Source organism: Cyclobacterium salsum (genome assembly GCF_010119245.1).
Lineage (GTDB): Bacteria > Bacteroidota > Bacteroidia > Cytophagales > Cyclobacteriaceae > Cyclobacterium > Cyclobacterium salsum.
Map to the genome: position 1 here is coordinate 355,506 of NZ_WNKG01000003.1, position 25,212 is coordinate 380,717.

The following is a 25,212-nucleotide window of genomic DNA, read 5'->3' on the forward strand; positions in this document are numbered from 1 at the left end:
TTTTTGACTCGGTAAGTTTCATTAATGGATTTCTTAAGTGGAAGACAGCCTTACTTGCCCCAAATCTTTTTTAACCCGTCGCCTTTTCCCAGCAGGGGATCGGCTTCGGGCAAAGTCACCTGAGCGATGTTTTGATCTGCTTTTGGCCGTTCTCCCTTTTCTCCTTTTAGCAGGTCGGGACTCCTGCCATTGGGATAGGCACCCACTACCGTAAATTGATTGTCGTGACTTAGGCACTTATGGCCCACACCCGCGGGAATGATGATGACATCTCCCGGTTTCACCTTCACCTTTTGACCTTTTTCTCCGCCCAGCAGAATGAGAGCCTGTCCACTAAAGACTCCCAACACTTCGTGGGTATTGCTGTGGTAATGGTGAAAATCATAAACGCCCCATCGCCAGCTGTTGGTCCAATTGTTGGAAGCAAATGTTTCTTCCAGCCACCTTGCCGCTTCCGCCCCTTCTTCATCCAAAATATTCTGGTAGAGCAAGAGCGGTAAGGTGCTGTTAGGGATCACACCCTCGTCTTGGAAATATAGTTTTTTTGGTTGGGACAACGTAACAGGTATTTATGAACAAAGAATTAATCAACGGATTTTCAGCCGTATTTCCAAAATTTCTACCGATTAAGAATGCCTTCGAACATGTTCAGAAAATACAGGGGAAGTAGCTGCTGTACCTTTAATATGCCAGCTGAATTTCAAGCAAATGAAAACAAAATATATTCCTTCATCGGAAGGCTTTTTTCTGCGTAATTTGTACCTTTCATAGGGGCAGGTAATTTGGGATGTTTTCCCAAAAAGCTGTAACATTACTTCCGTAAAGCCTGCCTACCTTATTTATGGAAGGTTTTTGGCCTTTTCCGTACCAAAAAAAATGTAACCTGACCTACCGTTTGTTTAAAAGACCTGCATGAGAAATACAAACCCAAATAGCCAATACCTGCCTTTTCTCCTTTGCTCCCTGCTTTTTTTTGCCTGTGCCCCGAATGAGCCGGAAACCTCGCCGGATTCGGCCTACCAAAGCCGACTTAACAACCATACGGACTGGGGTATTTATCGGGGCCACTCCTCCGGTATCCAATATTCCGACCTGGACCAGGTGCATGCCGGAAATGTGCAGCAACTGGAAAAAGTCTGGGAATACCAGCACGGCAATCCCGTGGGACCGGGCATGTATGCCAATCCCATCATTATAGACGGTCTGCTTTATTTCACCACGCCGGAAGTAAATGCGGTCGCACTGGATGCGACCACCGGGGAAGAAGTGTGGGTGTTTCGTCCGGACCAGTACCGAAATGACGAACGCCCCTTTCGGGGAAGAAATAGAGGTCTTACCTACTGGGAAGACGAAAAGGGAGAAAATAAACGCATCCTTAACTTCGTAAAGGACCGGGTCTATGCCATTGATGCCCTTACCGGTACCCTGATCACTTCCTTTGGGGAAAACGGCTGGATCGATTTGCGCCAAAACCTGCCCCAGGATCCGGAACAGGTAGATTTTGAGGCCACCACCCAGGGCATGGTGTATAAGGACATGCTCATCATCGGTGGAAGAACGCCCGAAGGAGCTCCCTCCACCCCCGGAGACGTGCGGGGCTACGATGCCCTTACCGGGGAATTTCGATGGATTTTTCATACCATTCCCCAGCCGGGGGAATTGGGCTACGACACCTGGGAATTTGAAGAAGGAGTGAGTTATGGCGGTACCAATCCCTGGGGTGGATTGACCGTGGATGAGGAAAGGGGCTGGGTGTTCTTTGCCACCGGTTCCCCTGCACCCGATTTCATCTACGGGGGCATGCGCAAGGGGGAAAACCTTTTTGCCAATTGCGTGATCGCTCTGGATGCCACCACAGGCAAGCGCATTTGGCATTACCAAACCCTGCGTCACGACATCTGGGATTACGACCTGCCTCCGGCCCCCATCTTGGCCACCGTCACGGCAAACGGTACGGCCCGGGATATCGTGGTCCAACTGACCAAACAGGGATTTACATTTGTTCTGGATAGGGAAACTGGCGAACCGGTATTTCCGGTAGTTGATCTGCCCGTTCCTCCCTCGAAGATGCCCGGAGAAGAAGCCTGGCCCACTCAACCCTTTCCCTTACAACCACCCCCACTCAACCGGACCAGCCTTCGGGAAGCCGACCTGAGTAACATTACGCCCGAAACCCGGGAATATGTTTTAGATATTTTCCGAAAGCACGAAACCGGGCCCCTGTACACCCCGGCCTCCCGGGCAGGGGTGATCACCATGCCCGGGCATCAGGGCGGAGCGGAATGGGGTGGAGCGGCTTTTGATCCCACCACCAATGTCCTATACGTCAATATCAACGAAGCACCCACCATCCACAGCCTGGTACCCCTGGATATGGATACCGCTTCGGCTTCCCCGCTTCAACGGGGAAAAGCACTGTACAATACTTCCTGTACTGCCTGTCATGGGATCAACAAAGTCGGCAATCCTCCCTTGTACCCGCCCCTTCAAAACCTGCAGATCAGCGGAGATTCCATCAAATCCGTACTGAGCTATGGCCGGGGCATGATGCCCGCTTTTGGCCAGTTTTCGGATAGGCAGCTGGATGACCTAATCGCATACCTGCAGCACAGTGCCGAAGACCCAAAAGAAACTCCGGCTGGAACCGGTACTTCCAATTCCAGCCGGGCACCCCGCTACGCCAATGTAGCCCCCTTCTTTGTAGACCAGAATGGCTATCCCGCCATCGTTCCTCCTTGGGGAACCCTCAACGCCGTGGACCTGGATAAGGGTGAAATCCTGTGGAAGGTCCCGCTGGGGGAATACCCCGAATTGGTGGCCAAAGGCATTCGAAACACCGGGGCCAAAAGTTTCGGTGGTCCGGTGGCAACTGCCGGAAACCTGGTATTTATTGCAGGAACGCCCGATGAAAAGATCCGGGCCTTTGATACCTTTTCCGGGCAGGTACTGTGGGAATACCAACTCCCGGCAGGCGGCTATGCCACCCCCAGCGTGTACCAGGTAGAGGGAAAACAGTACCTGGTCATTACTGCCGGCGGGGGAGGGAAAAACGGCACCCCTCACGGAGATTCGGTCATTGCCTTTGCCCTGCCCGATTGATGGATTTGCGCTTTTATTACCACCATAAACCCCAAAAAATGATGACGATACCACGCACTGCTTCATTCTTACTGCTCCAGTTTGCAACCCTCCTGGCGCCATTCCCGCTACTGGCTCAGGAACAGAACTGGCAATCCCTTTTTAACGGTCAGGACCTTAGCGGTTGGACCGAATTAAACGGAGCCCATAGCTGGGAAGCGAAAGACGGGATGATCGTTGGGAGCACCGTTCCCGGACAGCCCAATGGGTTTTTGTGTACCGAGCAGGAATTTGGTGATTTTGTGCTGGAGCTCGAGGTATCCGTGGATACGCTGATGAACAATTCGGGCATTCAATTTCGTTCCCAGAGTTACCCCGAATACAAAAACGGCCGGGTGCACGGCTATCAGATGGAAGTCGATCCCAAGCCCCAGCAGTGGAGCGGGGCCATTTACGAGGAGGGAGCGGATCGGGGCTGGATCTACCCACCCGAAAAAATGGGCCCGGAAGCAAAGGCCGCTTTCAAACGGGACGATAAATCCGGGTACCAATGGAACCATTACAGGATAGAAGCAGTGGGCCCTATCATCCGAACCTGGGTGAATGGGGTGCCTGTTGCCCATCTGGTAGACGACCGCTACCTCAAGGGTTTTATCGGCTTGCAGTTACATGCCAACAACGGAAACGATCCGCAAGGAAGTTTTTCCATCCGGTTTCGCAACATCCGCATACAGCAGGGAAGCCTGGAGCTTACCTCAATGGAAGACCGGGTGCCGGTGGTCAGCTTGCTGCCTTCCTCTGAGGAGCACCGGGCCGGGAACCCCCTTTCCCTTCGCATCGAACAGGATCGGCAAGCAGGCCGTATCGCCGTCCATGCGGGAGACAAAACAGCACCCATCCTGACCCAACGGGCAAAACCAGAAGAACGGCCCTACCTGCATCCCATTCTGGCTCCGGACGGCAGGGGAGAGCTAACCGAGTACCGTCCGGTGCACCATCCCCATCAAACGGGCATATACTGGGGCTTAAAGCGGGTAAACGAGCGCGATTATTTTATGAACTGGAACCGGGATTATTGGCGAAGGGTATCGGCAGAAGTTCTTCAGGACGATGGGGAAAGGGTTCGTTGGCAGACCGTGTACGAGATGCTAGACGAGGAAGGAAACGTCCTGATGGTAGAAACCCAAAACTGGTCCCTGCAGGCCTATGCCGATCGCTACGTGTTGGACCTTGAATGGCAGGGGGAGGCCAAAATGGATGTGGTGATGGGCAAATTCTATGTGGGCGGTCTTTTTGTTCGCATGCCCTGGGTGCCCGAGACCATTGGTGAGATCCTGAGTGCTTCCGGACAGAAAGGGATAGAACTGGAAGGGCAGCGGGCCATTTGGAGCGATATTGGGATCAAGCTGAACGGGCGGGAGGACTTTGCCCGGATTGCCATCATGGATCACCCGGACAATGCGGCTTTCCCTACCCCCTGGCGGGTCGACAGCCAAATGGGCCTGGGCCCTTCCCGGCAAATACTGGGAGACTGGGGCCTGGCCGCCGGTGAATCGGAAACCATCCGCTACCGCCTGCTGATTTACACCGGCGCAGAAGACAAGGCCCTAAAGGCGGTAGTCTGGAAGGATTTTTATGAAGGGGAATAGGTGAATGGAAGGAGAAATTGCTTGGAAAGCGCTATTGATAAGCTTTTTGATGATTGGGATAATGACCCGGTTGGAACGTTTGGGTGTTGGGTGTTAAGTCCCTTTTGTGTAGTTGGAGCTGGATTAGGATGTGCCATTAAAGAAATCAGTAAATAGATTATGAAACGGTTATTAGTTACTTTGGGATTATCTGCGCTAGGAGTCATTGTTTTTGCTTCTTTAAAAGTCCTTTCTGAACACTATTTGTACGGCTGGGGAATTTTATTTAGTGCCTTTGTTTTTATAGGTACATTGATTTATTGGTTTATTTTGGTAAACAGGAAAAAGCAGCAAAGTTAATTCAAGGTTGTGCCCTAACTTGGTAATACCAAATACTAAATTTTTGGTTAAACGCCATTAGGTTGGTGGTTTTAGAGCCAAAAAAAATAGCAGGCCCAATTTTTTGGACCTGCTATTAATGAAAACATTTTAGATGGATGTAAATAAACCAATTATTCAGGATTTATTCCTGCCCAGCAACCATTTAAAGCCATAATAGCTTATATAGAACCATGCTATTGCAGCCCCTATGGAGGTGTAAAAACCGATCTCAAATTGATTAAACGACCCGTAGGATCCAAATGCCATAAATAAAAGGGCCATGCCAACACTCCCAATTATAAATCGATTTCTTAGTTTTCCGTTTTTGAAGGAAATGTTCGTGATTTGAGTGGGCTAGCTAAACGCTGCATGGGGCTTCCTTCCAAGTGTGAATTATTTGGAAGGAAACTTTTATTCTTTTGATCGGTTGGTTGCTACACATCCTGTCCAATTACATAGTAAATCTAATAAGCAATCACTAAAAAATCAACCCCCAATTCTGTATACAAATGGGCCCGCTATACTGAATGTTGGTTCTAAGTTTAACCGAATTATCATTCCAGAAGCGTGCAACCATTTGTATTATTTCAGTTGGATTTCAACCCCTATCGTGCTGGATTTTCTGTGGGAAGTAGTCTTCAGGAGGCGAACCGATCTGGTAGTATCCTTTTTAGTGAAGGTTTGGCCCTCCACTTTTAGGAATGGATTAACCGCACATTGCTATTATAGCAACCGGATTTTGACTCACTCCGAAAGGTGTTCATTTTTCGATGTATCTCCTTGATTTTATCTTAATTCACCAGGCTAATTTCCTTTTCCCTGAATCCCTACCCCTTCCTTCCCTTCATCTCCAGCTGCATTTCCCGGACCGCTCTTACCAATTGCTGCAGGTCCGTTTCGGGTTCGGGGATTTCGTTGCTGGTATAGGCCTGAAATTTCCATATCTCCAACACATCCCCTGCAGCTACCCTATAGGGTTCAAAGACCGGATTTAAGGAGCGAAGCAGCAGCTGCCCTGCGGCCTGTACGGTCACCAACTTAAACACAAAATCCTGCTGCCCACTCAGGATCACCACGCAGGGGGTATCCGGCTTTAGGGCTGTCCAGTCGTCCTGGTACCGGGTGATGATATCGCTTCCCCCCGGAATGGGCAACATGGAATCCCCTACGGTAGGGAATATCCGGTAGGTACCCTGTCTCGGTAGATTGGGTAGGGAAAACCGGGGCAGGGAGGCAATAAACTCGGGATCGTTGTATCCGGAAAGGTAGCCTGCTTTGGCTTTGATGGGCACGTATTCCACGTTTTCCTGGTTGCCCTTGTCCACGCTGATGGCCAAAACCCGCAGGTTGCCACCCCGCATGTACACGTCGTTACCCGCTTCCAGCTCCCGCAATTTCAGCTCTCCCAACGTGCGCAGGTCTACCCGTATCAGGCTGTCGATGCTGATACCGAAATAACTGGAAATGACCAGAAAATCCTCCGGGGAGGGCGCCTTGGTCTGCCCGGATTCCAGGGCATTGAGTTTGGAACGGGTTAGTTCCAGTTCGGCTGCCAGCCCTTGCTGGGTCAAGCCCTTCCGCTCCCGGAGAAATTTCAGGTTACCTGGAAAAAAGTTTTTTGACTTTTTCATCGAAGTTTGGTAGTATTAGAGTCAACGAGTTGATACGAATCGTGTCAAATATAGGCATTCTATGAAAACGATGAAAGGAAATAGTGATAAAATGGACCGGCTGCGGGCGTTAAAGCAGGAAATCATGGCCCTGGAAGGATACCTTCCCCCAAAAGGGCAGCAACCGGATTCCAGGCTGCAGCTGGGTCCCTTGCATGCGGCTTTCCCGGGCGGAGTATTTCCCCTGGCCGCCAACCACGAATTTATCAGTCGTACCCCATCCGAGGCGGCTTCCACCCAGGGCTTTTTGGCCGTGCTTCTGGGCATGCTGCTGCAAAAAGGTGGATTTTGCATTTGGCTGGGGACCCGCCCACAGGTCTTTCCTCCTGCCCTGAAGCGTTTTGGGGTAGCCCCCGAACGGGTAGTGTTTGTGAACGTACCCAGGGAAAAAGACCTGCTGTGGACACTGGAGCAGGCCCTCAGTTGCGAAGCCCTGGTAGCGGTGGTCGGGGAAATCAGGGAGTTGGGTTTCTCCGAATCCCAGCGCCTGCAATTGGCAGTAGAGCGGAGCCGTGTCACCGGCTTCGTGCACCGCCATCAGCCCCGTAGTCTGCATGCCCTGGCCTGTGCCACCCGCTGGAGGGTGGCCCCAGTTCAAACACCCATACCGACAGGCATGCCGGGACTGGGCTTTCCTGTCTGGAGGGTAGGCTTGATCAAGGTTCGAAACGGAAGACCGGGCGACTGGCAGCTGCAATGGGACGGGCAGGGTTTTCAGGAAGTTTTCCGGGAGGAGAAGATGCAAGCAATTACGCAAAACAGCAGAAAGTATGCCTAAGCGGTTTCTATCCCTCTGGTTTTGTCACCTGACCACGGACCGGCTGGCCATTCGACATCTGGAACTCCGTGGAAAGCCCTTCGTATTGGCCGGCAACGAACGGGGTCGGGCCATCGTGCAGGCTAGCAGTCGGGAAGCCTTTGCACGGGGCATTCGTCCGGGAAGGGCCGTGGCAGATGCCCGGGCCATTTTTCCAGATATAGTGGTCTTTCCCGACAGGCCCGGTTGGGGAAAGCGGCTCCTCTACCGGCTGGCCGAGTGGTGCTTGCGGTACACTCCGCTTCCCGCTGCCGATCCTCCTTCCGGACTGATGCTGGATATTTCGGGTTGTCCACATCTCTGGGGAGGTGAATCTGCCTACCTGAAGGACCTGGTATCCGCCCTGGAAGGCAAAGGCTACCGGGTACGGGCTGCCATCGCCGATACTATTGGGGTGGCCTGGGCATTGGCCCGGTATGGCGAGCAGGGCGGCATAGCCGAAGTGGGAGGGCAGCGAGAAGCCTTGCTGCCCTTGCCTCCGGCTGCTCTTCGCCTGGAATCGCGGATACTGGAGGGGCTGGAAAAACTGGGTTTCCGGCAAATCCAGCAGTTTATCGACCTGCCGGCGGCAACCTTGCGCAGGCGATTTGGGGAGGGGCTGCTGCTTCGGTTGGGGCAGGCCCTGGGTAGGGAAGAGGAAGCCTTTCAACCGGTACAGCCCCGGGTTCCCTACGAAGAGCAGTTGCCCTGCCTGGAGCCCATTCGCACGGCCAAAGGCATCGAAATCGCTCTCCAAAAATTACTGGATATCCTCTGTCAGCGCTTGAGCAGGGAAGGGAAGGGGCTGCGCAAGGCGGTATTCAAAGGTCTGCGGGTAGACGGAAAAACGGTGGGAATCACCATTGGCACCGGTCGGGCTTCCCACAATTCGGTGCACCTTTTCCGGCTCTTTGCCCTGAAAATCCCCTTGCTGGAGCCAGCCTTGGGAATAGAGTTATTTAGCCTGGAAGGATTGCTGGTGGAAAAGGTGCAGCTGCCACAGGAGCAACTCTGGCACCGATCCGGGGATCCAGCTGCGGTGGCCGAACTGCTGGACCGGATAGGGGCCAAACTGGGTTCGGGCCGCATACACCGTTTCCTGCCTCAGGAGCGGCATTGGCCGGAACATTCGGTGCGGCCTGCGCTTTCCTTTGACGAAAAACCCGATACGGGTTGGCCCGATTCGGTGCGTCCCCTGCACCTGCTGACTGTACCGGAACCCATTACGGTCATGGTCCCCCTGCCCGATTACCCTCCGGTGCATTTTAAGCATAAGGGCAAGCTGGTTCGCGTGGTTTGTGCCGATGGACCGGAGCGCATCGAGCAGGAATGGTGGCTGCAAACCGGGCCGCCCCGGGATTATTACTGTGTGGAAGATACGGAAGGGGGCAGGTACTGGCTTTTCCGACTGGGACTTTATGGAAAAGGGGAACCTCAATGGTTTTTGCACGGCTATTTTTCCTGACCCGGGACGATTTATCGAACCTATTGATACAGACAACTCATGCAACCAACCGCCTATAGCGAATTGCAAGTAACCTCCAACTTCTCCTTTCTGCGGGGAGGTTCGCATCCGGAAGAATTGGTGCAGCGGGCCATTCAGCTGGGGTACGAAGCCCTGGCCCTGACCGACCGAAACACCCTGGCGGGAATTGTCCGGGCACACGCGGCAGCCAGGGAATCCGGCCTGCGCTTTATTCCGGCCTGCCGCCTGGACTTGCTGGATGGTCCCAGCCTGTTGGCCTATCCCAAAGACCGGGACGCATACGGGCGGCTATCTTCCCTGCTTACCCTGGGCAATCTTCGGGCGGAGAAGGGGATCTGTCACCTGTACAAAGCGGATGTATACGCCCATGCCCGGGATAGCGTATTCATCGCAGTCCCTCCAACTAGCCTGAATGCCAACCTGGATTTTGAGCCGGCCTTTTATTCCGCCCTAGAGGAATACCGGGAGGCTCTGGGTAACAGCCTTTACCTGGCCGCCGCTTTTGCCTACAATGGCAGCGATCAGAAGCGGCTGTTTCGGATGGCGCAGCTGGAGCAAAGCCTGGAAATTCCCCTGGTGGCGGTCAACGACGTACACTACCATGCCTCGGGAAGGCGGGCCCTGCAGGATGTGCTGACCTGCATCCGGGAAAAGTGCACCATTCAACATGCCGGATTTCGCCTGCATCCCAATGCCGAGCGGTACCTGAAATCCCGGGAAGAAATGTACCGCCTGTTTCGGGAGTACCCGGCGGCCCTTCGCCGGGCGGTGGAAATTGCCGCCTCCTGTGAGTTTTCCCTGGATCAGTTGACCTATCAATACCCCGAGGAAATCAGCAGTGAAGGGCACAGTCCCCAGGAGGAGTTGGAATTGCGGACCTGGGAGGGAGCCCGGGGCAGTTTCGGGGAGCAACTTCCCGAAGCCCTTCGGAATACCATCCGGCAGGAGTTGGAATTCATTGCCCGGAAAGACTACGCCTCCTATTTTCTGACGGTATACGACCTGGTGCGTTTTGCCCGGAAGCGGGGTATCCTCTGTCAGGGGCGGGGTTCGGCAGCCAATTCGGTGGTTTGCTATTGCCTGGGCATCACTTCGGTGGACCCCTCCAAGTTCAAGTTGCTGTTTGCCCGCTTTATGTCCGATGCCCGGAACGAGCCCCCGGATATCGACGTGGATTTTGAGCACGAGCGCCGGGAAGAAGTGATGCAGTACATTTACGAAAAGTACGGACGGGACCGGGCGGGCATTGTGGCCACCGTCACCCGACTGCATTGGAAGGGAGCGGTACGGGACCTGGGCAAAGCCATGGGCTTGTCGTTGGATGCGGTGGACCGGCTTGCCAAGTCAGGGCACGAACTGACCAAAGAATGGCTGCAAGGCGAGAAAGTTTCCTCTCAGGGATTTGATCCCCGGGATTCCCATTTGCGAAAGACGCTGTTGCTTACCTGGCAGTACATGGGTTTTCCAAGACAATTGGGTCAGCATACCGGTGGCTTTGTGATCACCCGGGATCAGCTCTCCAACCTCTGTCCGGTACTGCATGCACGGATGGAAAACCGGACCTGCATCGAATGGGACAAAGACGACATCGATGCCCTGGGTTTTCTGAAAGTGGACGTGCTGGCATTGGGCATGTTGACTTGCATACGCAAGGCGTTTGACCTGGTCCGTTCCCATTACGGCCCGCAGCTTACCCTGGCCAATATTCCACAGGACGATCCCCAGGTATATGAGATGATTAGTCATGCGGATACCCTGGGGGTTTTCCAGATTGAGAGTCGCGCGCAGATGTCCATGCTGCCTCGTTTGAGGCCCAAGACCTTTTACGATTTGGTAATTGAAGTGGCGATTGTACGGCCAGGACCAATTCAGGGAGACATGGTGCATCCCTACCTCAAACGGCGCAGGGGAGAAGAGCCGGTGGAATATCCCTCCCGGGAATTGGAGGAGATCCTTGGCCGCACCCTGGGGGTGCCCCTGTTTCAGGAGCAGGCCATGGAGATTGCCATCGTGGCGGCAGGCTTCACCCCGGCGGAAGCAGACGGACTGCGGCGAAGCATGGCGACCTTCAAGGCGCATGGGCTGGTGAGTCAGTACGAGAAAAAGCTGGTGGGGGGCATGGTGGCCCGGGGCTACAAGGAGGACTTTGCCAGGCGGGTGTTTCGTCAGCTGGAAGGATTTGGCAGTTACGGTTTTCCTGAGAGCCATGCGGCCAGTTTTGCCCTGCTGGTGTACGTTTCCTGTTGGCTGAAGTACCACTATCCGGATGTTTTCGCTACGGCCCTGCTCAATAGCCAACCCATGGGTTTTTACCGACCGGCACAGATCGTTACCGATGCCCGCAAGCACGGAGTGGAAGTAAGGCCGGTGGATGTAAACCGCTCCTTCTGGGACCACGTGTTTGAGGAAAAATCCGGTCAGTACCTGTCCATTCGGCTGGGATTCCGGCAGGTGAAGGGATTGAATCAATCCGACATGCAGCTGCTGGTGGAGCAGCGGAAGAAACCCTATGACCATATCACCGACCTGATCAATGCCGGGGTCCCCAAGTCTGCCCTGGAGCGCCTGGCTGATGCCGATGCCTTTCGATCCGAGGGCCTCGACCGCAGGCAAGCTCTTTGGGAAGTGTTGGCCCTTCAGGGAAGGCCCATCGGTGTGTTTACGGGGCAGGTGCAGGAGACGCCCCAGGAAAAGGAGGTTTCCCTGCCAGCCATCCCCCCCATGGAGCAGGTACTTAGGGATTATGCCGCCACCACTCTTTCCCTGAAATCTCACCCCTTAAGCCATTTACGCGACCAATTGGATCAGTTGCGCGTAAGCCCCACGGCTCATTTGGGGAAAATGAAGGACGGGGCTTTTGTCAAGGTTTGCGGCCTGATTACCGTAAGGCAGCGACCAGGTACGGCCAAGGGGGTGCTTTTCATTACCGTTGAAGACGAGACCGGTTTTGCCAACCTGGTGGTTTGGGCCAAAACCTTTGAGAAATACCGATCCGTTATCCTGCAGTCCAAGCTTCTGATGGTTTCCGGGAAACTACAAATAGAAGGAGAGGTAATCCACGTGGTGGTGCGCGCTTGTCATAACCTAAACAAGCTGCTGCAACCCAGTTCGGTGGAACAAAACCGCAGGTCGGCAGGGAAGAGAGAAGAAGCAGGCAGGGAAGTTTCCCAGCGCCCTTCTGGAGAAAAAGGGCAACAGGGGGAACTGTTTCCCTCCAGGGACTTTAAATAAGAAGCTCCAGGCAATGTCTTGCTCCCATCCGTTGGTTTTGGTGCCGGGAAATACCCGGAAAACTCTCCGTGACAGGAAATGGAGCGGTGTTTTTTGTTCCCGCAGGAAACAAACAAGGTCAGTTGTTCTGCCTTATTGGAACGGGCTTTCTAATTATTCCTCCCAGTTCTGGATTTTTTACCTGATTTTATCATAAATTGACTTGACCTTTGCAACGGCTTTTCTAAGGAAAGTTGATGAATTTGGCAGATGAAAGCAATGTATGGCACTACTGAATAAACTGAACACCCCTTTCTTTCAGGAAGTAGGAGAAATAGCCCGATTTACGGGCCGTTTTTTCCGGGAAGTCAGCAAGCCCCGGCAGGAGTGGGAGGAGTTTGTGAACCAAAGCTATTTTATTGGTTACAAGACCTTTACCCTCGTGGGTATCACCGCTTTTATCATGGGGCTGGTTTTGACCATTCAGTCACGCCCTACCTTGATGGAGTTTGGGGCGGCGTCTATGCTTCCATCCATGGTGTCTGTTTCGCTGGTCCGGGAGATCGCACCCGTAATTACAGCCTTGATTTGTGCGGGTAAAATAGGCTCTGGAATTGGGGCGGAACTGGGGTCGATGCGTGTGACCGAGCAGATAGATGCGATGGAGGTCTCGGGAACCAATCCCTTCAAATACCTGGTGGTTACCCGCGTTTTGGCCTCTACGGTCATGGTGCCCATTCTTTCCAGTTTGGCCATTGCGATTTCATTGTATGGAGGGTATTTGGGAGCGAATCTGAAAGGGGATGTCAGTTGGCCCTTGTATTGGTTCCAGGCCTACAAAGTATTGATTTTTGGGGATTTTGTACCGGCTATGGTCAAGACGATCTTCTTTGGATTTGCCATTGGTATCGTCGGCTGCTACAAAGGCTATCATTCCCAAAAGGGAACCGAAGGAGTAGGACGATCTGCCACCACGGCAGTGATTGTGGCTTCGCTTTTGGTGTTTATTTTGGATTTGATCGCGGTGCAAGTTGCCGATGTCCTGGGACTTACCTGATTTTATGGCAAAGGGCGACTCCATCATCGAGGTAAATAACTTGAACAAATCCTTTGGGCAGCATCACGTGCTTCGGGATTTTTCACTTACTCTTTCTGAGGGAGAGAATCTGGTGATCCTCGGAAAGTCGGGTTCCGGGAAATCCGTTTTGATCAAATGCATTATCCGATTGATCGAACCGGGCAGTGGTAGAATCACTATTCTCGATCAGGATATTAGTCTGCTGGATCAGGACGAAATGGATTTGCTTCGCGCCGATGTGGGGTTTTTGTTTCAAAGTAATGCACTCTACGACTCCATGACGGTCCGAAAAAACCTGGAATTTCCACTTCGTCGGCACTGGACAAAGGAAGAACGTGCCGCAAATGCCGAATCGGCGGTGAAAGAAGCACTGGAGGATGTGGGCTTGTTGCATACCATCGATATGATGCCTGCCGAACTCTCCGGAGGGATGCGCAAGCGAATTGCACTGGCCCGGACAATCATTCTCAAGCCAAAGGTGATTTTATACGATGAACCGACCACCGGTTTGGACCCGATAACCGGTAGAGAAATCAGTGAACTGATGAACCGGATTCAAGAAAAATACAATACCGCTTCCGTCATCATATCGCACGATATGAATTGTATCCGAATGACCGCCAACCGTATCATCATGTTGATTGAGGGGAAGAATTATGCGGAAGGAACATTTGAAAACTTAATTAAATACCAAGACCCCAAGGTGAGGGAATTCTTCGAAGGACTATGAGTACAGATAGAAAATTATCCAATGCGAAGCTTGGCGCGCTTGTGATCGCTGGCTTACTGTTTCTTGTCTTTTCGCTCTACATGATCGGGAGGAATCAGAATATCCTGGGAACATCCATGCACGTTTTTGTAGAAATGGAAGATGTGAATGGCTTACTTCCCGGAAACAATGTCCTGTACAAGGGGATGAATGTAGGCACGGTAAGTGACATCAATGTGTTGGATGAAAACACGATTCAGGTGGGTCTTTTGATTCGCAACAAAATGACTCCCTTCATTCTCAAAAATGCCCGAACCACCATCAATACCGATGGACTGATAGGGAATAAGATTCTGCAAATCCACCCGCAGGAGGGAGTTGCGCTGCCGATTGAAGAGGGAGATGTCTTGATTCCCCTGGAACAAATTGGTACAGAGGACATGCTTCGGCAGCTCAACAGTTCGGGCGATTACCTGCAAAACACGCTGATGAACCTATCTGAAATCACAGAAAAGATCAATCAAAACCAGGATCTTTGGAATACGCTTTCGGATACACTTTTGCTAGTGGAGATGAAAGAGGCGATTCGCTCGTTCCGCCGAGCGGGGGATCAGGCGTCACAGCTGGCCATGGCCGGCAAGGAATTGATGGAAAATATCGAAAACGGGAATGGTTTGGCAGGTACCTTGATTTCAGATACGGTGCTGACGGCAAGCGTGGAGCGAAGCCTGGAGCAGATCGAATCGACCACGGCTGAGACACAGGGGCTCCTTCAGCAGCTCAATCAGCTGGTCGAGGGAGTGAAAGCAGGCGAAGGAACTGCTGGGTTGATTTTGGAAGACTCGCTGTTCCGGGCTACCCTGATGCAGACACTGATCAATCTGGAGTCCAGCACCGAGAAGTTCAATACCAATATGGAAGCCATACGGTCGAATTTTTTATTCAGAAGATACTTCAAAAAGCTCGAAAAAGAGGAGAAGAAAGCGACAATTCAGGATTGATTGGACGTCACGTTTCAGGTAGTTCGTGCCTATGTGCGCGATAATTTCCACTTGGTGCGTACTTTTTTTCCAGTAGAGCGGGTTTAAAGCAACAGGCGTAAAAGAATACCTGGTTTGATCAAATTACGATGCCCTGATTTACCATGTTTAATTAACAAATACGTTAATGGCATGGTAATTGGACCGTTTTTAGTCCTGCCCGATTGGAAATGTCCAATCGGTAAGGAATGGAATCAATTATTAACCAAACTATTTTGTAACATGCCAACTTTAAATGATAAGTTCGTAGCTATTTTGACCGAAACCGGATTTGAGGAGAGTGAATTGAAAAGCCCCAAACAAGCTTTGGAGGAAGTCGGAGCTACGGTTCATGTGATTTCGCCAGCAAAGTCTATCAAAGGTTGGAAAGGCGGCAACTGGACAGAGGAAGTGAAAATAGACAAGCCATTAAGTGATGCCAACCCCGCCGATTACCATGCATTAATGATTCCCGGAGGGGTGATCAATCCCGATAAACTGCGGACCAATACGGATGCGATTGACTTTATTCAGTCCTTTTTTGAAGCAGGCAAGCCGATTGGCGCCATTTGCCACGGTCCACAGGCGCTGATCGAGACGGGTGCCCTGGAAGGTAGGGAAATGACTTCCTGGCCCTCCATCAAAACCGACCTGATCAATGCCGGTGTGGCATGGACAGACAGCGAATATGTCTGTGATTCGGCCCTGGTGACGGCCCGAAAGCCGGACGACCTGCCTGCTTTCAATAAGAAATTGATCGAAGAGATTCGTGAGGGAGTACACGAAGAGCAAAAAACCTTGTAATCACCAGCTGGATATTAATATCAAGAGCGCCTGCCCTATTAAAACGGCAGGCGTTTTGCATTTTGAATGAAATATGAAAAATTTATTCCTATATCTGCTGGTATTTTTGTGCCTGTCCTGCCAGGGAACAAAAATAGAACAATTCCTGAGATCCGGTAGCCCCTATGACAATTACCTGCAGGACCTTAAAGCTTCGAGTCTGAAAGGCAATTCGATGGTCAGGGATTGGGAAGCAGTGGGAGTGCGGGCACTTGCTGATTCCAACAGGGTGGAACTTCCCTATAGGGAGCTGACCCAGTTTGATCCGGCTGTGCCGGAGGCAGCTTCTTTTTTGTTTTCGGCCAGCGAGGGGCAGGAAATTACGGTAGATTTGAAGTTACTTTCGGATACCACCGCTACCTGGTTTATGGATTTATTTCGGGGGAATGGAAGTGACGACCTGGAGGAATTGAAACCTGAAGGGGAAGAAAATACCATCAGGTACCCGGTACGATCGGAAGCGAGCTACCTGCTTCGACTACAACCCGAATTATTGAAGGGTGGTTTGGTGGAGATATCCATTAGTTATGCTCCCACCCTGAGTTTTCCCCTATTGGAAAAGAGCCATTTGAATATTGCCAGTTTTTTTGGGGATCCAAGAGAGGGGGGTAGAAGAAAACATGAAGGGGTGGATGTATTCGCAAACAGAGGTACACCGGTACTGGCGGTCAGCAAGGGAAGGGTTTCCCAGGTGGGTAATAACCGATTGGGAGGAAAGACCATAAGGATTTCATCAGGAAGGTATTCCTTTTATTATGCCCATCTTGATAGCCAGCTGGTGGCCGCAGGCACCAAGGTAAAACCTGGTGATACCCTGGGTACGGTGGGCAATACCGGCAACGCCCGCACCACGGCACCTCACCTGCATTTTGGAATTTATGCGCGGGGATGGAAGAGCCTGGATCCGATTTATTTTTTTCAGGATGCACCAAAATTGCCAAATTTACCAAAGGCTGACTCAGTATTATTCAATAATTGGGCAAGGGTAAAGGGGGAGCTGGTCAATCTGCGGCAAGGCCCCAGCACCCGCAGTTTGATTTTGGACAAGTTGGAAAGTCAGGAGGTATTTAGAATTGAGGGTAAAACCGCAGGCTGGTTAAGAATCAGGTTGCCGGATCAGCGGCAGGGCTTCCTGGCAGAAAATCTGGCAGAGGATATAGAAAGACCCCTGGATAAGCGGACACTCCAAGATTCGGATTGGTTAAAAGTAAATTGGTGGTCCCCTGAATTTCAACACCCCTCATTTTCTGGAAAGGTAGAAGTGTTGGGTAGCTTCGGGCAATTTGACCTGGTGACTGCCGCAAAGGGTAGCCAACTATGGGTTAAAAACCAAACAGCCCAAACTGATTTATAGGTTTTTTTGATTTTTCCAATGGGCACTGATAGGAGTATCAATAAATGAGTTGCAAATTTTTTTTATGGGTAAAAAATCCCTTAGACAGGATAATTCAGTCGAGGCTGTTTGCTGATAATGGTACCCATTAGCAATTGAAATTGTCATCATAAAAAGCTATCCATTGACAGGATTGTAGCAATAAAATAGACTGCAAAGGGTGCCGGTTGATATTATTTTACCGTAAGGCTGATTTCATCAAAATAAAGTTTCCCCGAAATCCCTCTTGGCTTTGTTAAATTAACCCGGATGAAATCGGCTTCAGCAGGGAAGTTATCCATGGTGACGATATTGGGGGTCCAATCAAAATCACCTTCCAGAAAAAATGCTGATTGGCATCCATTTGATAATGGTTTGGAACAAATGCCTTCGTTAATCCAATGGTAAATTTATTGAATTAGGTGCCTGATAAATAAGTTATAAAATATTGTAAATCAATAGGTTATATATTATTATTTTTTAAATTTATCAAGGAATAATAGTATTATTAGTAAATTCCAGATCTAAAACTCATTTTATGGTCAATGGACAAAGATTGGAGTATTGATTAAGTGCCTAATTCAAAAAGACTTAAATTCAGCATTTTCATTCCATGATTGCCAAAAACCGGAATACGCTCAATGAACCGAATTTGGAATATGGCAACTATTCCTTTGCCGATTACCTGACCTGGCAGAGGGAGGAAGTGGTGGAATTGATCAAAGGGTTTGCACTGGATTTGGAGATATTGAATAGCGTTCAAAATCAAGGCTATTCGTTCTAGGTCAACAGACCAACGAATGGGTCCCGTGGAAGTTGTTACATAGTCTCACCTGGATGAAAAAACTGGTAAATCACCTGGCAAAAAGAGCTTCCACGTATCCCACTTGTGCGCGATGGTGTTTCCTTCCTGCTTAACCGTGGTACCTTCACTGCAACACACCTGCTGATTTTGATGATTTCTCTTTACTGTTTCTGAATGTTTATGTTCGATTGACATTATTTTCAGAAAGTTAGGCCCCCAGTATGATTATCCATCCTGCAAGGTAGTCGAAAAATCCATGCAGGTGTAATGCATAAGCCAATCGTGGGCTAGCTTTTCCTACCTTTTGAATGTTATAAAAGGTTGAAATTAGATAAAAAAACTTGCAGGTATAAAAAAATTGACCATTATTGTGTCATAAGATACTATGACACTAAAACACTATGCCAATGATTCAACTAAGGAATGTCAGTTACGGCTATCGAAAATTGGAAAAGCTTTTCCAACATATGAATTTGGAAGTTAGAGAGGGAAATATAGTGGGCCTATTGGGTAAAAATGGAGCCGGGAAATCATCACTATTGCGTTTGACCAACGGACTGCTTAAAGTGCAGCACGGAGATATATCCGTTCTCGGACACGATCCTTTTAAACGTTCTCCCTATTTTCTCCAGAAGGTCATTATGATACCGGAAGAGTATAACTTACCGGACAAAACCGTTATGGGAAAATTTGCCAGTTCTCTCGCTGTGTTTTACCCCACCTTCGAAAAGGAAAAATTTCATTCCCTCCTTCAGAGTTTTGATCTGGATCCTTCCAAGAAGTTTGGGAAGTGTTCTTACGGACAGCGTAAGAAGTTCTTAATTGCCTTTGCCCTTTCCACGGGATGCAAGCTGTTACTCTTGGATGAACCTACCAATGGGCTGGACATTCCATCCAAAAGCATTTTCCGCAAAATGGTAGCCGCCAACCTACGTACAGACCAAACGGTTATAATCAGCACCCACCAAGTAAAAGATGTGGAAAACCTGATTGACCGGGTCATCTTGGTGGATCAGGGACGAATCGTCCTTGATCAGGACATGCTGGCCATCAGCGACCACTATTCCTTTGGTTTTAGTGCCCAGCTTAGCAAAGAATGGATCTATTCGGAAAAGGCCCAGGGAGGCTACCATTTTTTCAAAAGACTTACCCCCGGAGAAAACCCCACCCAAGTGAATTTGGAATTGTTTTTCAATGCTGTTTCTCAGGGGATAGTTTTAGTTGAATCAACCCAAAATGAGACCGTATTATGAAAGAAGTATTTGACATTAACCGATTTGGTAAATTGCTGCGCTATGACCTTAGCGTGAATAGGTGGGAATATATACTACTGTTACCTGTCTCAATCTTGGCGCTTTGGTTTGTTATGTTTATGTCTTATGGAAACGTAAATGCAAGTAACTTCGAGGCAGTCAACTATCTCCCAATCTATTTCATAGGATATTTGATTATGGGAATTTTTCTAAACTCCAAAAGCTTTGGTGCGTTAAAAAACAGACTCAGTGCCACCTCATACCTAACTCTGCCCGCATCGGCCTTTGAGAAGTTTTTTCTTCATTGGTTTATGCGTATTGGGTTGTTCACAATCCTTTACCCTGTCGTGTTTTATATAGGAGTAAATTCCTTTATACCCATTTTCAAATTTGGGGTGAAGTTGTATCTCAGCTATCAAGGGGCACCAGCTACTTTTCCTGAAATCGCACCATTTGAATTCACTTTGGTGAATCCCCAATATGGAAGATTTATTTTTATACCCTTTGTAATTTATTTTGGGCTCATTTTCGCTTTGACGCTGGTACAGTTAGGGAGTATTGCCTTTGAGAGGTGGAATCTGGTAAAAACCAGTGGGGTTTTAATTGGTGTTCTGGCCGTATTTTATTTATATGTTAAACTGATTGTTGCTTTCAAGGGCGGTTTTGAGGAGTTAAGGCCTAATTTTTTCCTCGACGGATTTCCTGAACATATCACCTTACTTGAAATAGGCCTTATGCTGCTTATGGTCATTACCTTAATGGTATGCTGGACAGCCACTTTTTTGAAACTTAAAGAAAAGGAGGTATAAGATGGACTTTAACGAATCAAAAAATATCTTTCTTCAAATAGAGGAGTGGTTAAACAACCGCATCCTAGATGACAAGATACAACCGGGTGAACGCATTCCCTCAGTACGGGAACTGGCTGAGGAGATGGAGGTCAATCGGAACACGGTTATGAGAACCTACAGCACCATGGAAAATAAGGGTATACTCGAAAACAAAAGAGGCATAGGATTCTTTGTGGCGATTGATGCCCCTAAAATCATTCAAAACATGCAGAAAACGGAGTTTTTTGAAAAGGAATTACCCCGACTGCTGGAGCGCATCAAACTCCTACGACTGACTTCCAAAGACCTCGCTGAATTAGTAACCCTCATAAAAAACAACGATCATGAAACTCAAAACTAGCAACAAATTACTTCTTGGCTATGTAGTAGGTCTCTTTCTCCTAGTAGGTGGCACCCTTGTTTTTGGATTTACCCATATGGACAATCTACCTGAAAGCAGATTTACGGAAACAGCTGAAATAGACAGCGAGGTAATAGATGAATTCAGCGTATTGCACATAATTGGCAACACTTCTTTACATCTCATCAGAGGGGATGCTTTCGAAATCATCAGAACCACCTATCCCAAGGATACTTTACAAGTAATTATAGACTATGCGATCAGAAATGATACCTGTTTTGTAACTCAAGGGGAAAGAAAGGGTATGAGCTATGCCAATTTGAAGGTTGCAACCATCGAATCGGTGATTGTGGAAAACAACACTAGCCTTCACCTGGATGAATTTAAACAAGACAGCTTGGCGGTTTCTCTTCACGGTGGCAAACTGGAGACAAGTAATAAAATGTTCAAGGTAGACCAGTTGGATTTAACTGCCTCCGGAGGAGCTAATGCCTTGCTTCAAGGAGGTATTACTACGCTTCAATTGGATGCTGTTGCTAGTGAAATACTGGTGTATAATTACCTTGAAAGTATATCTGGAAAAATCCAACAAGGTTCCCGTCTGACCTTATTTAAAGGTGCTGGCAAGTTGGATTTTGAAAAAAGCACCGATTCCAGACTTACTACCAATTGAGTTGGCCAATTTAGAATCGAATTTCAAAATTGTTTCAATGTTGGTACTTCAAGACCTGCCAGGTTTGGGAAAAAACCTGGCAGGTCTAACTTCAAAAAAGCCTATCAACTCAATAGAATAACAGAAAAATTGCAATAGTGCTAATTTGTTTAAGAATTTGCAATTTCTGTCGTCCGACTAATTTTCAGATTGGTCTTCAAGCAACTGAATACGGTCTCCACATCTTATTTGATTTCCGCAAAAAATGCTTCCAGGTCCAGTTCAAACCCCGGTACAGCAAAAGACCTTGCCCTATCCCCGGAAGTCATCAGGCGGGAACTCTGGTACTTGCCTTGCACCAGGGTGTAAATCAATAGTGTCTGTCCGGCTGCATCCATCAGCCAATATTCCGTTACCCCCGATTCTTCGTAAACCTCGTATTTATGTTGGAGTTCAAGTTGCTTGTTGCCCGGGGAGAGTACCTCCACCACCAGGTCAGGTGCTCCAATGCAGCCCCTGTCGTCCAATTTGTCAAGGTCACAGACAACGCAGATATCCGGTTGTACGACGGTATATATTTTGTTGTCTTTTTTGGATTTGACAGGAAGCCGTACATCAAATGGGGCAATGTAGGCCTGGCATGTTTTGCCTTTCAGGAACATGTTGAGCTCAGTAAGAAGGTCTCCCGCTAGTCGTTGATGAATCCTGTTTGGAGCTGCGGCAGCTTTTTTGAATACTTTGCCTTTGATCAGTTCGACCATCTCCTCTATATCCCAGGACAGGTAATCCGCATAGGTATACGGCCCATAGCTTAAGTCGGGTTCTTTTACGGAAGATTTGGTCCTTTCTTTTTCCATACCTGAATATAACAAATTGGAAGCAATTTTTTCCATGGATCAAAAAATTCCCGCTTACAGTTGCAGGTCTTATTGTTTTAACCCGGATTATTCATTAGGAATCGTAATGAGAGCTGAAACTGCAAGAAAATCAGGTAGTTTGGTGATTGAGGCATAGCATCGCTATGGTGAAATCGAAAACTGCAGCGTAGCGGCTGATTTTGAAGCAGTTTAAGGTCGGAATAGATAGGCTATTGCATATTTAGGGTTTTAATAATTTTATGTATTTTTAGTTTTCCCAATCGGATAGACCATCACCCCTCCATGAATTGTATAAAATCTGGTCTAAGGAGGGGGAGCAGGTAAACTTTCTTTAAGATGATGAAGAATGCAAATGATATGAAGTGGTATTTAATTCTATTTTCAGGTTTATTTATCCTGGGCCTGTATTCCTTTGTTTCCAAAGAAGAGAATGAAAAGGCCAGGCTCTTGGAAATGGTACAGGCATATGCAGATGCCATGATTGAAAAAGGTAGGGATAACTATGGTGATTTGCAATCACCACTATTCGCAGCAGCACTTGACAGGTTCGGAATGACCCTTGGATCAACAGAAATTTTTAGTGAGATTCAGGGTGTTCGTAAAAGTGACCGATCATTGGGAGGTGCCAATCCTCAGGAGGACCGATCCTTGTATGCCATCCTTTACCAGCTGACTGATATTACCGCTGATGAAAAGTATGCCAGGGAAGCGGACAAGGCGCTGAAATTTTTCTTTGATCACTGTCAAAGTCCTGAAACCGGATTAATGGCCTGGGGAGAACACCTTTATTGGGATTTTCGAACCGAATCGGTTGAGGGAACAGACATGCACGAGATCAATGGGGAATGGCCATTCTGGGACCAATGTTATCGTTTGTCTCCGGAATCCAGTTGGCGTTTTGCTTTGGGTTTATGGGACAATCAAATCGACAGCAAGGAGACCGGGGATTATTCCAGACATGCACGTTGGTCGCGTCGGGAAACCTATCAGGGATTTGAATTCCCCCGATATGCCGGCCAAATGATTTCAACCTGGGCGGATGCTTATGTGCGGGAGGAGAACGAAGAGAAAAGTAGAAGACGCGACTTGATAAATGCGATTGCCACTGTAGTGCGCCGGATGGAAGAGAATAGTAAAATTGCCGAATCTGGTTACCTGATTGCGGGAAGGGCTGAACAAGGTGACCATATAAACGTCGTATGGTTGAGCAATAACCTGGAGATGGCAAGGTGTCTGTGGGGTGCTGCAAAACAAATCAAACCTTTTGAGGAAGAACTTGCCATCCGAATGGAAAAGTTGGCCATTCAACAGGATTTGGATTTTCATAGAACGGGGCACCATATCGCAAAGGGTGGCGGCTTTTCCGTTACCCTTCATGCAAAAACAGGCGAACCCAGGCACCGGTCCATGAATATTCCTTATACAGCCGTTTGGGCTACGGGCTACGGGTACTCCACCCATGCCGATTTAGCAAATTTGCTTTACTCCAGGTATTTGCAATTGAAAGAAAGTCATCCGCAACTGGCAGAGAAATACAAAACACTCATAGTGGCTGCAGCAGATCAGTATCTTGCGGCAAGTCCTGATGAAAATGAATTGCAAAAACCCGACGCCTTTGCCAAAGTGGTGGAGCATATGATCAATACCTATCAATTGACAGGAGAAGCAAAGTATCTCAGGCGGGCGGAATTCTTCGCCTGGTTAGGAATTGATTTATTTCTTGCAGATAGAAATCCACTGCCAATGGCTACCAATCAACACGATCATTATGAAGCCATCACAGGAGGGCCAGATTTTATATATGCCCTTTTGCATTTATACCAACAGTACAACCTCTCTCAATCTGATGCCTGAGCTTGTCGAAGGCCACTCTCCTTCAATCTTTCTGTTAACACCGCAGCAGGTTATCTATGCTGGCCAGGGTGCTTTATCCGAAATCAGATCCTTCTCCACCAGCTCCTCCCAAAATGCCTGCGGAATTTTCACCTGCATTGCTTTTACATTAGCCTTGGCCTGATCCGGATATCGTGTACCAGGAATCACGGCAGAAACCACTGAAGGTGCGGCAGAAAATTGCAAGGCAGCGGAGATCAGGTCTATCCCATGTCGTTGTGCGATTTCCGTCATTTGTCGCCGCTTTTCCTTAAAGCCTTCCGGCATTTCTCCCCAGTAATTGTACCGGTCTATGCCAGCCAGGAAGCCGGCATTCAGTGGAGCACCCACAACGATGTCCACTCCTTTATCTTCACAAGGGGGAAACAACCGATCAAGGGCATCTTCATGGTACATCAGCGAATATTGGGTTGCTGAAAGACATACGTCAGGATCCGCCACTTTAAGGGTTTCCAGAATGGGTTCGATGCGGTTTACGCCAAGCCCCCAACCTTTGATCAATCCTTCTTCCCGCATTTTCGTCAGTTCGGGCATGGCACCTTTGGCTGCCACTTTGAAATACTCCATCCAATTGTCCTTCATGTCTCCATTTTCAGGAGAAAGGTCGTGGATAAAAACAATATCGATGCTGTTGATGCCCAACCGCTGCAGGCTGTCCTCTATGGATCTGCGGACTCCCGCTGCGCTGTAGTCGTATTCGTAGTCAAAAGGTGAAGCATCCTTCCAGGAGTTGTTACCCGGGGCTTCTTTCGCTGGTTTCAATAGCCTGCCGACCTTTGTGGCCAGTACATAGTCTTCTCGTTTTTGATTGTGTAGAAAACGCCCAAAACGCCGTTCGCTTAGTCCCAATCCATACCAGGGAGAAGTATCAAAAAACCGAACTCCGGCCTCCCAGGCACCTTCCAGCGCCAATTGGGCCTGTTCATCCGTGGTAGGTCTGAAACCATTGCCTATGGCCACACCCCCCAGGCCAAAGTTGGCCGGAAGAGGGACCTTGTCAAATTTTGCTTTCGAATTCATAGCTGCTGTCGTGTTAATATTAAATCCAGGCAGTATGGAAGCCATACCGGAGAATGCTCCCAATTGCAGGGATTTATGGATAAAATTTCTTCTGCTATTCATAAGGTAGGGTATAAAGTTCGGCAATCCTCCGGAATTTTTGATCAGTGGATTCTATTTGCACCCAAAACCGGCAGATTGGATCTATTAAATCCGGTTTTTAATGAAAATCCGAATACATCCTATGGTAATTAGTAGCTTAAAATTACTT

Annotated in this window: 19 protein-coding genes and 1 pseudogene; 16 read left to right on the forward strand and 4 right to left on the reverse strand. The window is 49.0% G+C overall.

Features of this window, described 5'->3' with window-relative positions; translation table 11 throughout:
- Window positions 1–50: 50 nt before the first annotated feature.
- The gene (locus GJS45_RS06875) at window positions 51–557 is read right to left on the reverse strand and encodes a cupin domain-containing protein (RefSeq protein WP_162340730.1); all 507 of its coding nucleotides are present in this window, start codon (window positions 555–557) and stop codon (window positions 51–53) included.
- A 355-nt stretch (window positions 558–912) separates the two neighbouring features.
- On the opposite strand from GJS45_RS06875, the gene GJS45_RS06880 reads away from it, so the two are divergent.
- Both GJS45_RS06880 and GJS45_RS06885 read left to right on the forward strand, forming a co-directional pair.
- Entirely contained in the window at window positions 913–3,099 is a 2,187-nt protein-coding gene (locus GJS45_RS06880; RefSeq protein ID WP_162340731.1) for an outer membrane protein assembly factor BamB family protein, read from the forward strand.
- Between the two features lie 38 nt (window positions 3,100–3,137).
- The gene (locus GJS45_RS06885) at window positions 3,138–4,727 is read left to right on the forward strand and encodes a DUF6807 family protein (protein ID WP_162340732.1); all 1,590 of its coding nucleotides are present in this window, start codon (window positions 3,138–3,140) and stop codon (window positions 4,725–4,727) included.
- A 1,187-nt stretch (window positions 4,728–5,914) separates the two neighbouring features.
- On the opposite strand, the gene GJS45_RS06890 is transcribed toward GJS45_RS06885, so the two are convergent.
- Complete coding sequence (locus GJS45_RS06890; protein ID WP_162340733.1) at window positions 5,915–6,718, reverse strand: XRE family transcriptional regulator; 804 nt, start codon at window positions 6,716–6,718, stop codon at window positions 5,915–5,917.
- Between the two features lie 61 nt (window positions 6,719–6,779).
- Between GJS45_RS06890 and GJS45_RS06895 the strand changes: the two genes are divergently transcribed.
- The 13 genes and pseudogenes from GJS45_RS06895 to GJS45_RS06955 all read left to right on the forward strand — a co-directional run bounded on the left by GJS45_RS06895 (window position 6,780) and on the right by GJS45_RS06955 (window position 21,192).
- Window positions 6,780–7,535 (forward strand): ImuA family protein, encoded by a 756-nt coding sequence (locus GJS45_RS06895; protein ID WP_235954656.1) that lies wholly within the window; start codon window positions 6,780–6,782, stop codon window positions 7,533–7,535.
- Window positions 7,528–9,018: a Y-family DNA polymerase gene (locus tag GJS45_RS06900; RefSeq protein ID WP_202928044.1), complete on the forward strand. Its 1,491-nt coding sequence runs from the start codon at window positions 7,528–7,530 to the stop codon at window positions 9,016–9,018. The genes GJS45_RS06895 and GJS45_RS06900 overlap by 8 nt, the downstream gene beginning before the upstream one ends.
- A gap of 39 nt (window positions 9,019–9,057) precedes the next feature.
- Window positions 9,058–12,270, forward strand: coding sequence for an error-prone DNA polymerase (locus tag GJS45_RS06905; RefSeq protein ID WP_162340734.1), 3,213 nt, complete (start codon window positions 9,058–9,060; stop codon window positions 12,268–12,270).
- A 262-nt stretch (window positions 12,271–12,532) separates the two neighbouring features.
- Window positions 12,533–13,306, forward strand: a complete 774-nt coding sequence (locus GJS45_RS06910; protein ID WP_162340735.1) for an MlaE family ABC transporter permease — start codon at window positions 12,533–12,535, stop codon at window positions 13,304–13,306.
- A gap of 4 nt (window positions 13,307–13,310) precedes the next feature.
- On the forward strand, window positions 13,311–14,057 hold the full coding sequence (locus GJS45_RS06915; protein WP_162340736.1) for an ABC transporter ATP-binding protein: 747 nt from the start codon (window positions 13,311–13,313) through the stop codon (window positions 14,055–14,057).
- Window positions 14,054–15,037 carry an MlaD family protein gene (locus GJS45_RS06920; RefSeq protein WP_162340737.1) on the forward strand — a complete coding sequence of 328 codons (984 nt, stop codon included), beginning with the start codon at window positions 14,054–14,056 and terminating at the stop codon, window positions 15,035–15,037. Before GJS45_RS06915 ends, GJS45_RS06920 begins: the two co-directional genes overlap by 4 nt.
- A 261-nt stretch (window positions 15,038–15,298) precedes the next feature.
- Window positions 15,299–15,859 carry a type 1 glutamine amidotransferase domain-containing protein gene (locus tag GJS45_RS06925; protein WP_162340738.1) on the forward strand — a complete coding sequence of 187 codons (561 nt, stop codon included), beginning with the start codon at window positions 15,299–15,301 and terminating at the stop codon, window positions 15,857–15,859.
- 73 nt (window positions 15,860–15,932) lie between these two features.
- On the forward strand, window positions 15,933–17,252 hold the full coding sequence (locus tag GJS45_RS06930) for a M23 family metallopeptidase (protein ID WP_162340739.1): 1,320 nt from the start codon (window positions 15,933–15,935) through the stop codon (window positions 17,250–17,252).
- A 631-nt stretch (window positions 17,253–17,883) separates the two neighbouring features.
- Window positions 17,884–17,997, forward strand: a pseudogene (locus GJS45_RS06935) (Uma2 family endonuclease); the annotation flags it as partial.
- 485 nt (window positions 17,998–18,482) lie between these two features.
- Window positions 18,483–19,328, forward strand: a complete 846-nt coding sequence (locus GJS45_RS06940; protein WP_162340740.1) for an ABC transporter ATP-binding protein — start codon at window positions 18,483–18,485, stop codon at window positions 19,326–19,328.
- Window positions 19,325–20,137 (forward strand): hypothetical protein, encoded by an 813-nt coding sequence (locus GJS45_RS06945; protein WP_162340741.1) that lies wholly within the window; start codon window positions 19,325–19,327, stop codon window positions 20,135–20,137. The genes GJS45_RS06940 and GJS45_RS06945 overlap by 4 nt, the downstream gene beginning before the upstream one ends.
- A gap of 1 nt (window position 20,138) precedes the next feature.
- Window positions 20,139–20,519 carry a GntR family transcriptional regulator gene (locus GJS45_RS06950; RefSeq protein ID WP_162340742.1) on the forward strand — a complete coding sequence of 127 codons (381 nt, stop codon included), beginning with the start codon at window positions 20,139–20,141 and terminating at the stop codon, window positions 20,517–20,519.
- Window positions 20,503–21,192, forward strand: a complete 690-nt coding sequence (locus GJS45_RS06955) for a hypothetical protein (protein ID WP_162340743.1) — start codon at window positions 20,503–20,505, stop codon at window positions 21,190–21,192. The genes GJS45_RS06950 and GJS45_RS06955 overlap by 17 nt, the downstream gene beginning before the upstream one ends.
- Window positions 21,193–21,416: 224 nt before the next feature.
- Here GJS45_RS06955 and GJS45_RS06960 read toward each other — a convergent pair whose 3' ends face one another.
- Window positions 21,417–22,028: a Uma2 family endonuclease gene (locus GJS45_RS06960; RefSeq protein WP_162340744.1), complete on the reverse strand. Its 612-nt coding sequence runs from the start codon at window positions 22,026–22,028 to the stop codon at window positions 21,417–21,419.
- Window positions 22,029–22,385: 357 nt separating this feature from the next.
- Here GJS45_RS06960 and GJS45_RS06965 point away from each other — a divergent pair, with 357 nt between their 5' ends.
- Window positions 22,386–23,903, forward strand: coding sequence for a hypothetical protein (locus GJS45_RS06965; protein ID WP_162340745.1), 1,518 nt, complete (start codon window positions 22,386–22,388; stop codon window positions 23,901–23,903).
- A gap of 54 nt (window positions 23,904–23,957) precedes the next feature.
- Here the strand turns inward: GJS45_RS06965 and GJS45_RS06970 are convergent, their stop codons facing one another.
- Entirely contained in the window at window positions 23,958–25,064 is a 1,107-nt protein-coding gene (locus tag GJS45_RS06970) for an aldo/keto reductase (RefSeq protein WP_162340746.1), read from the reverse strand.
- Window positions 25,065–25,212 lie beyond the last annotated feature (148 nt).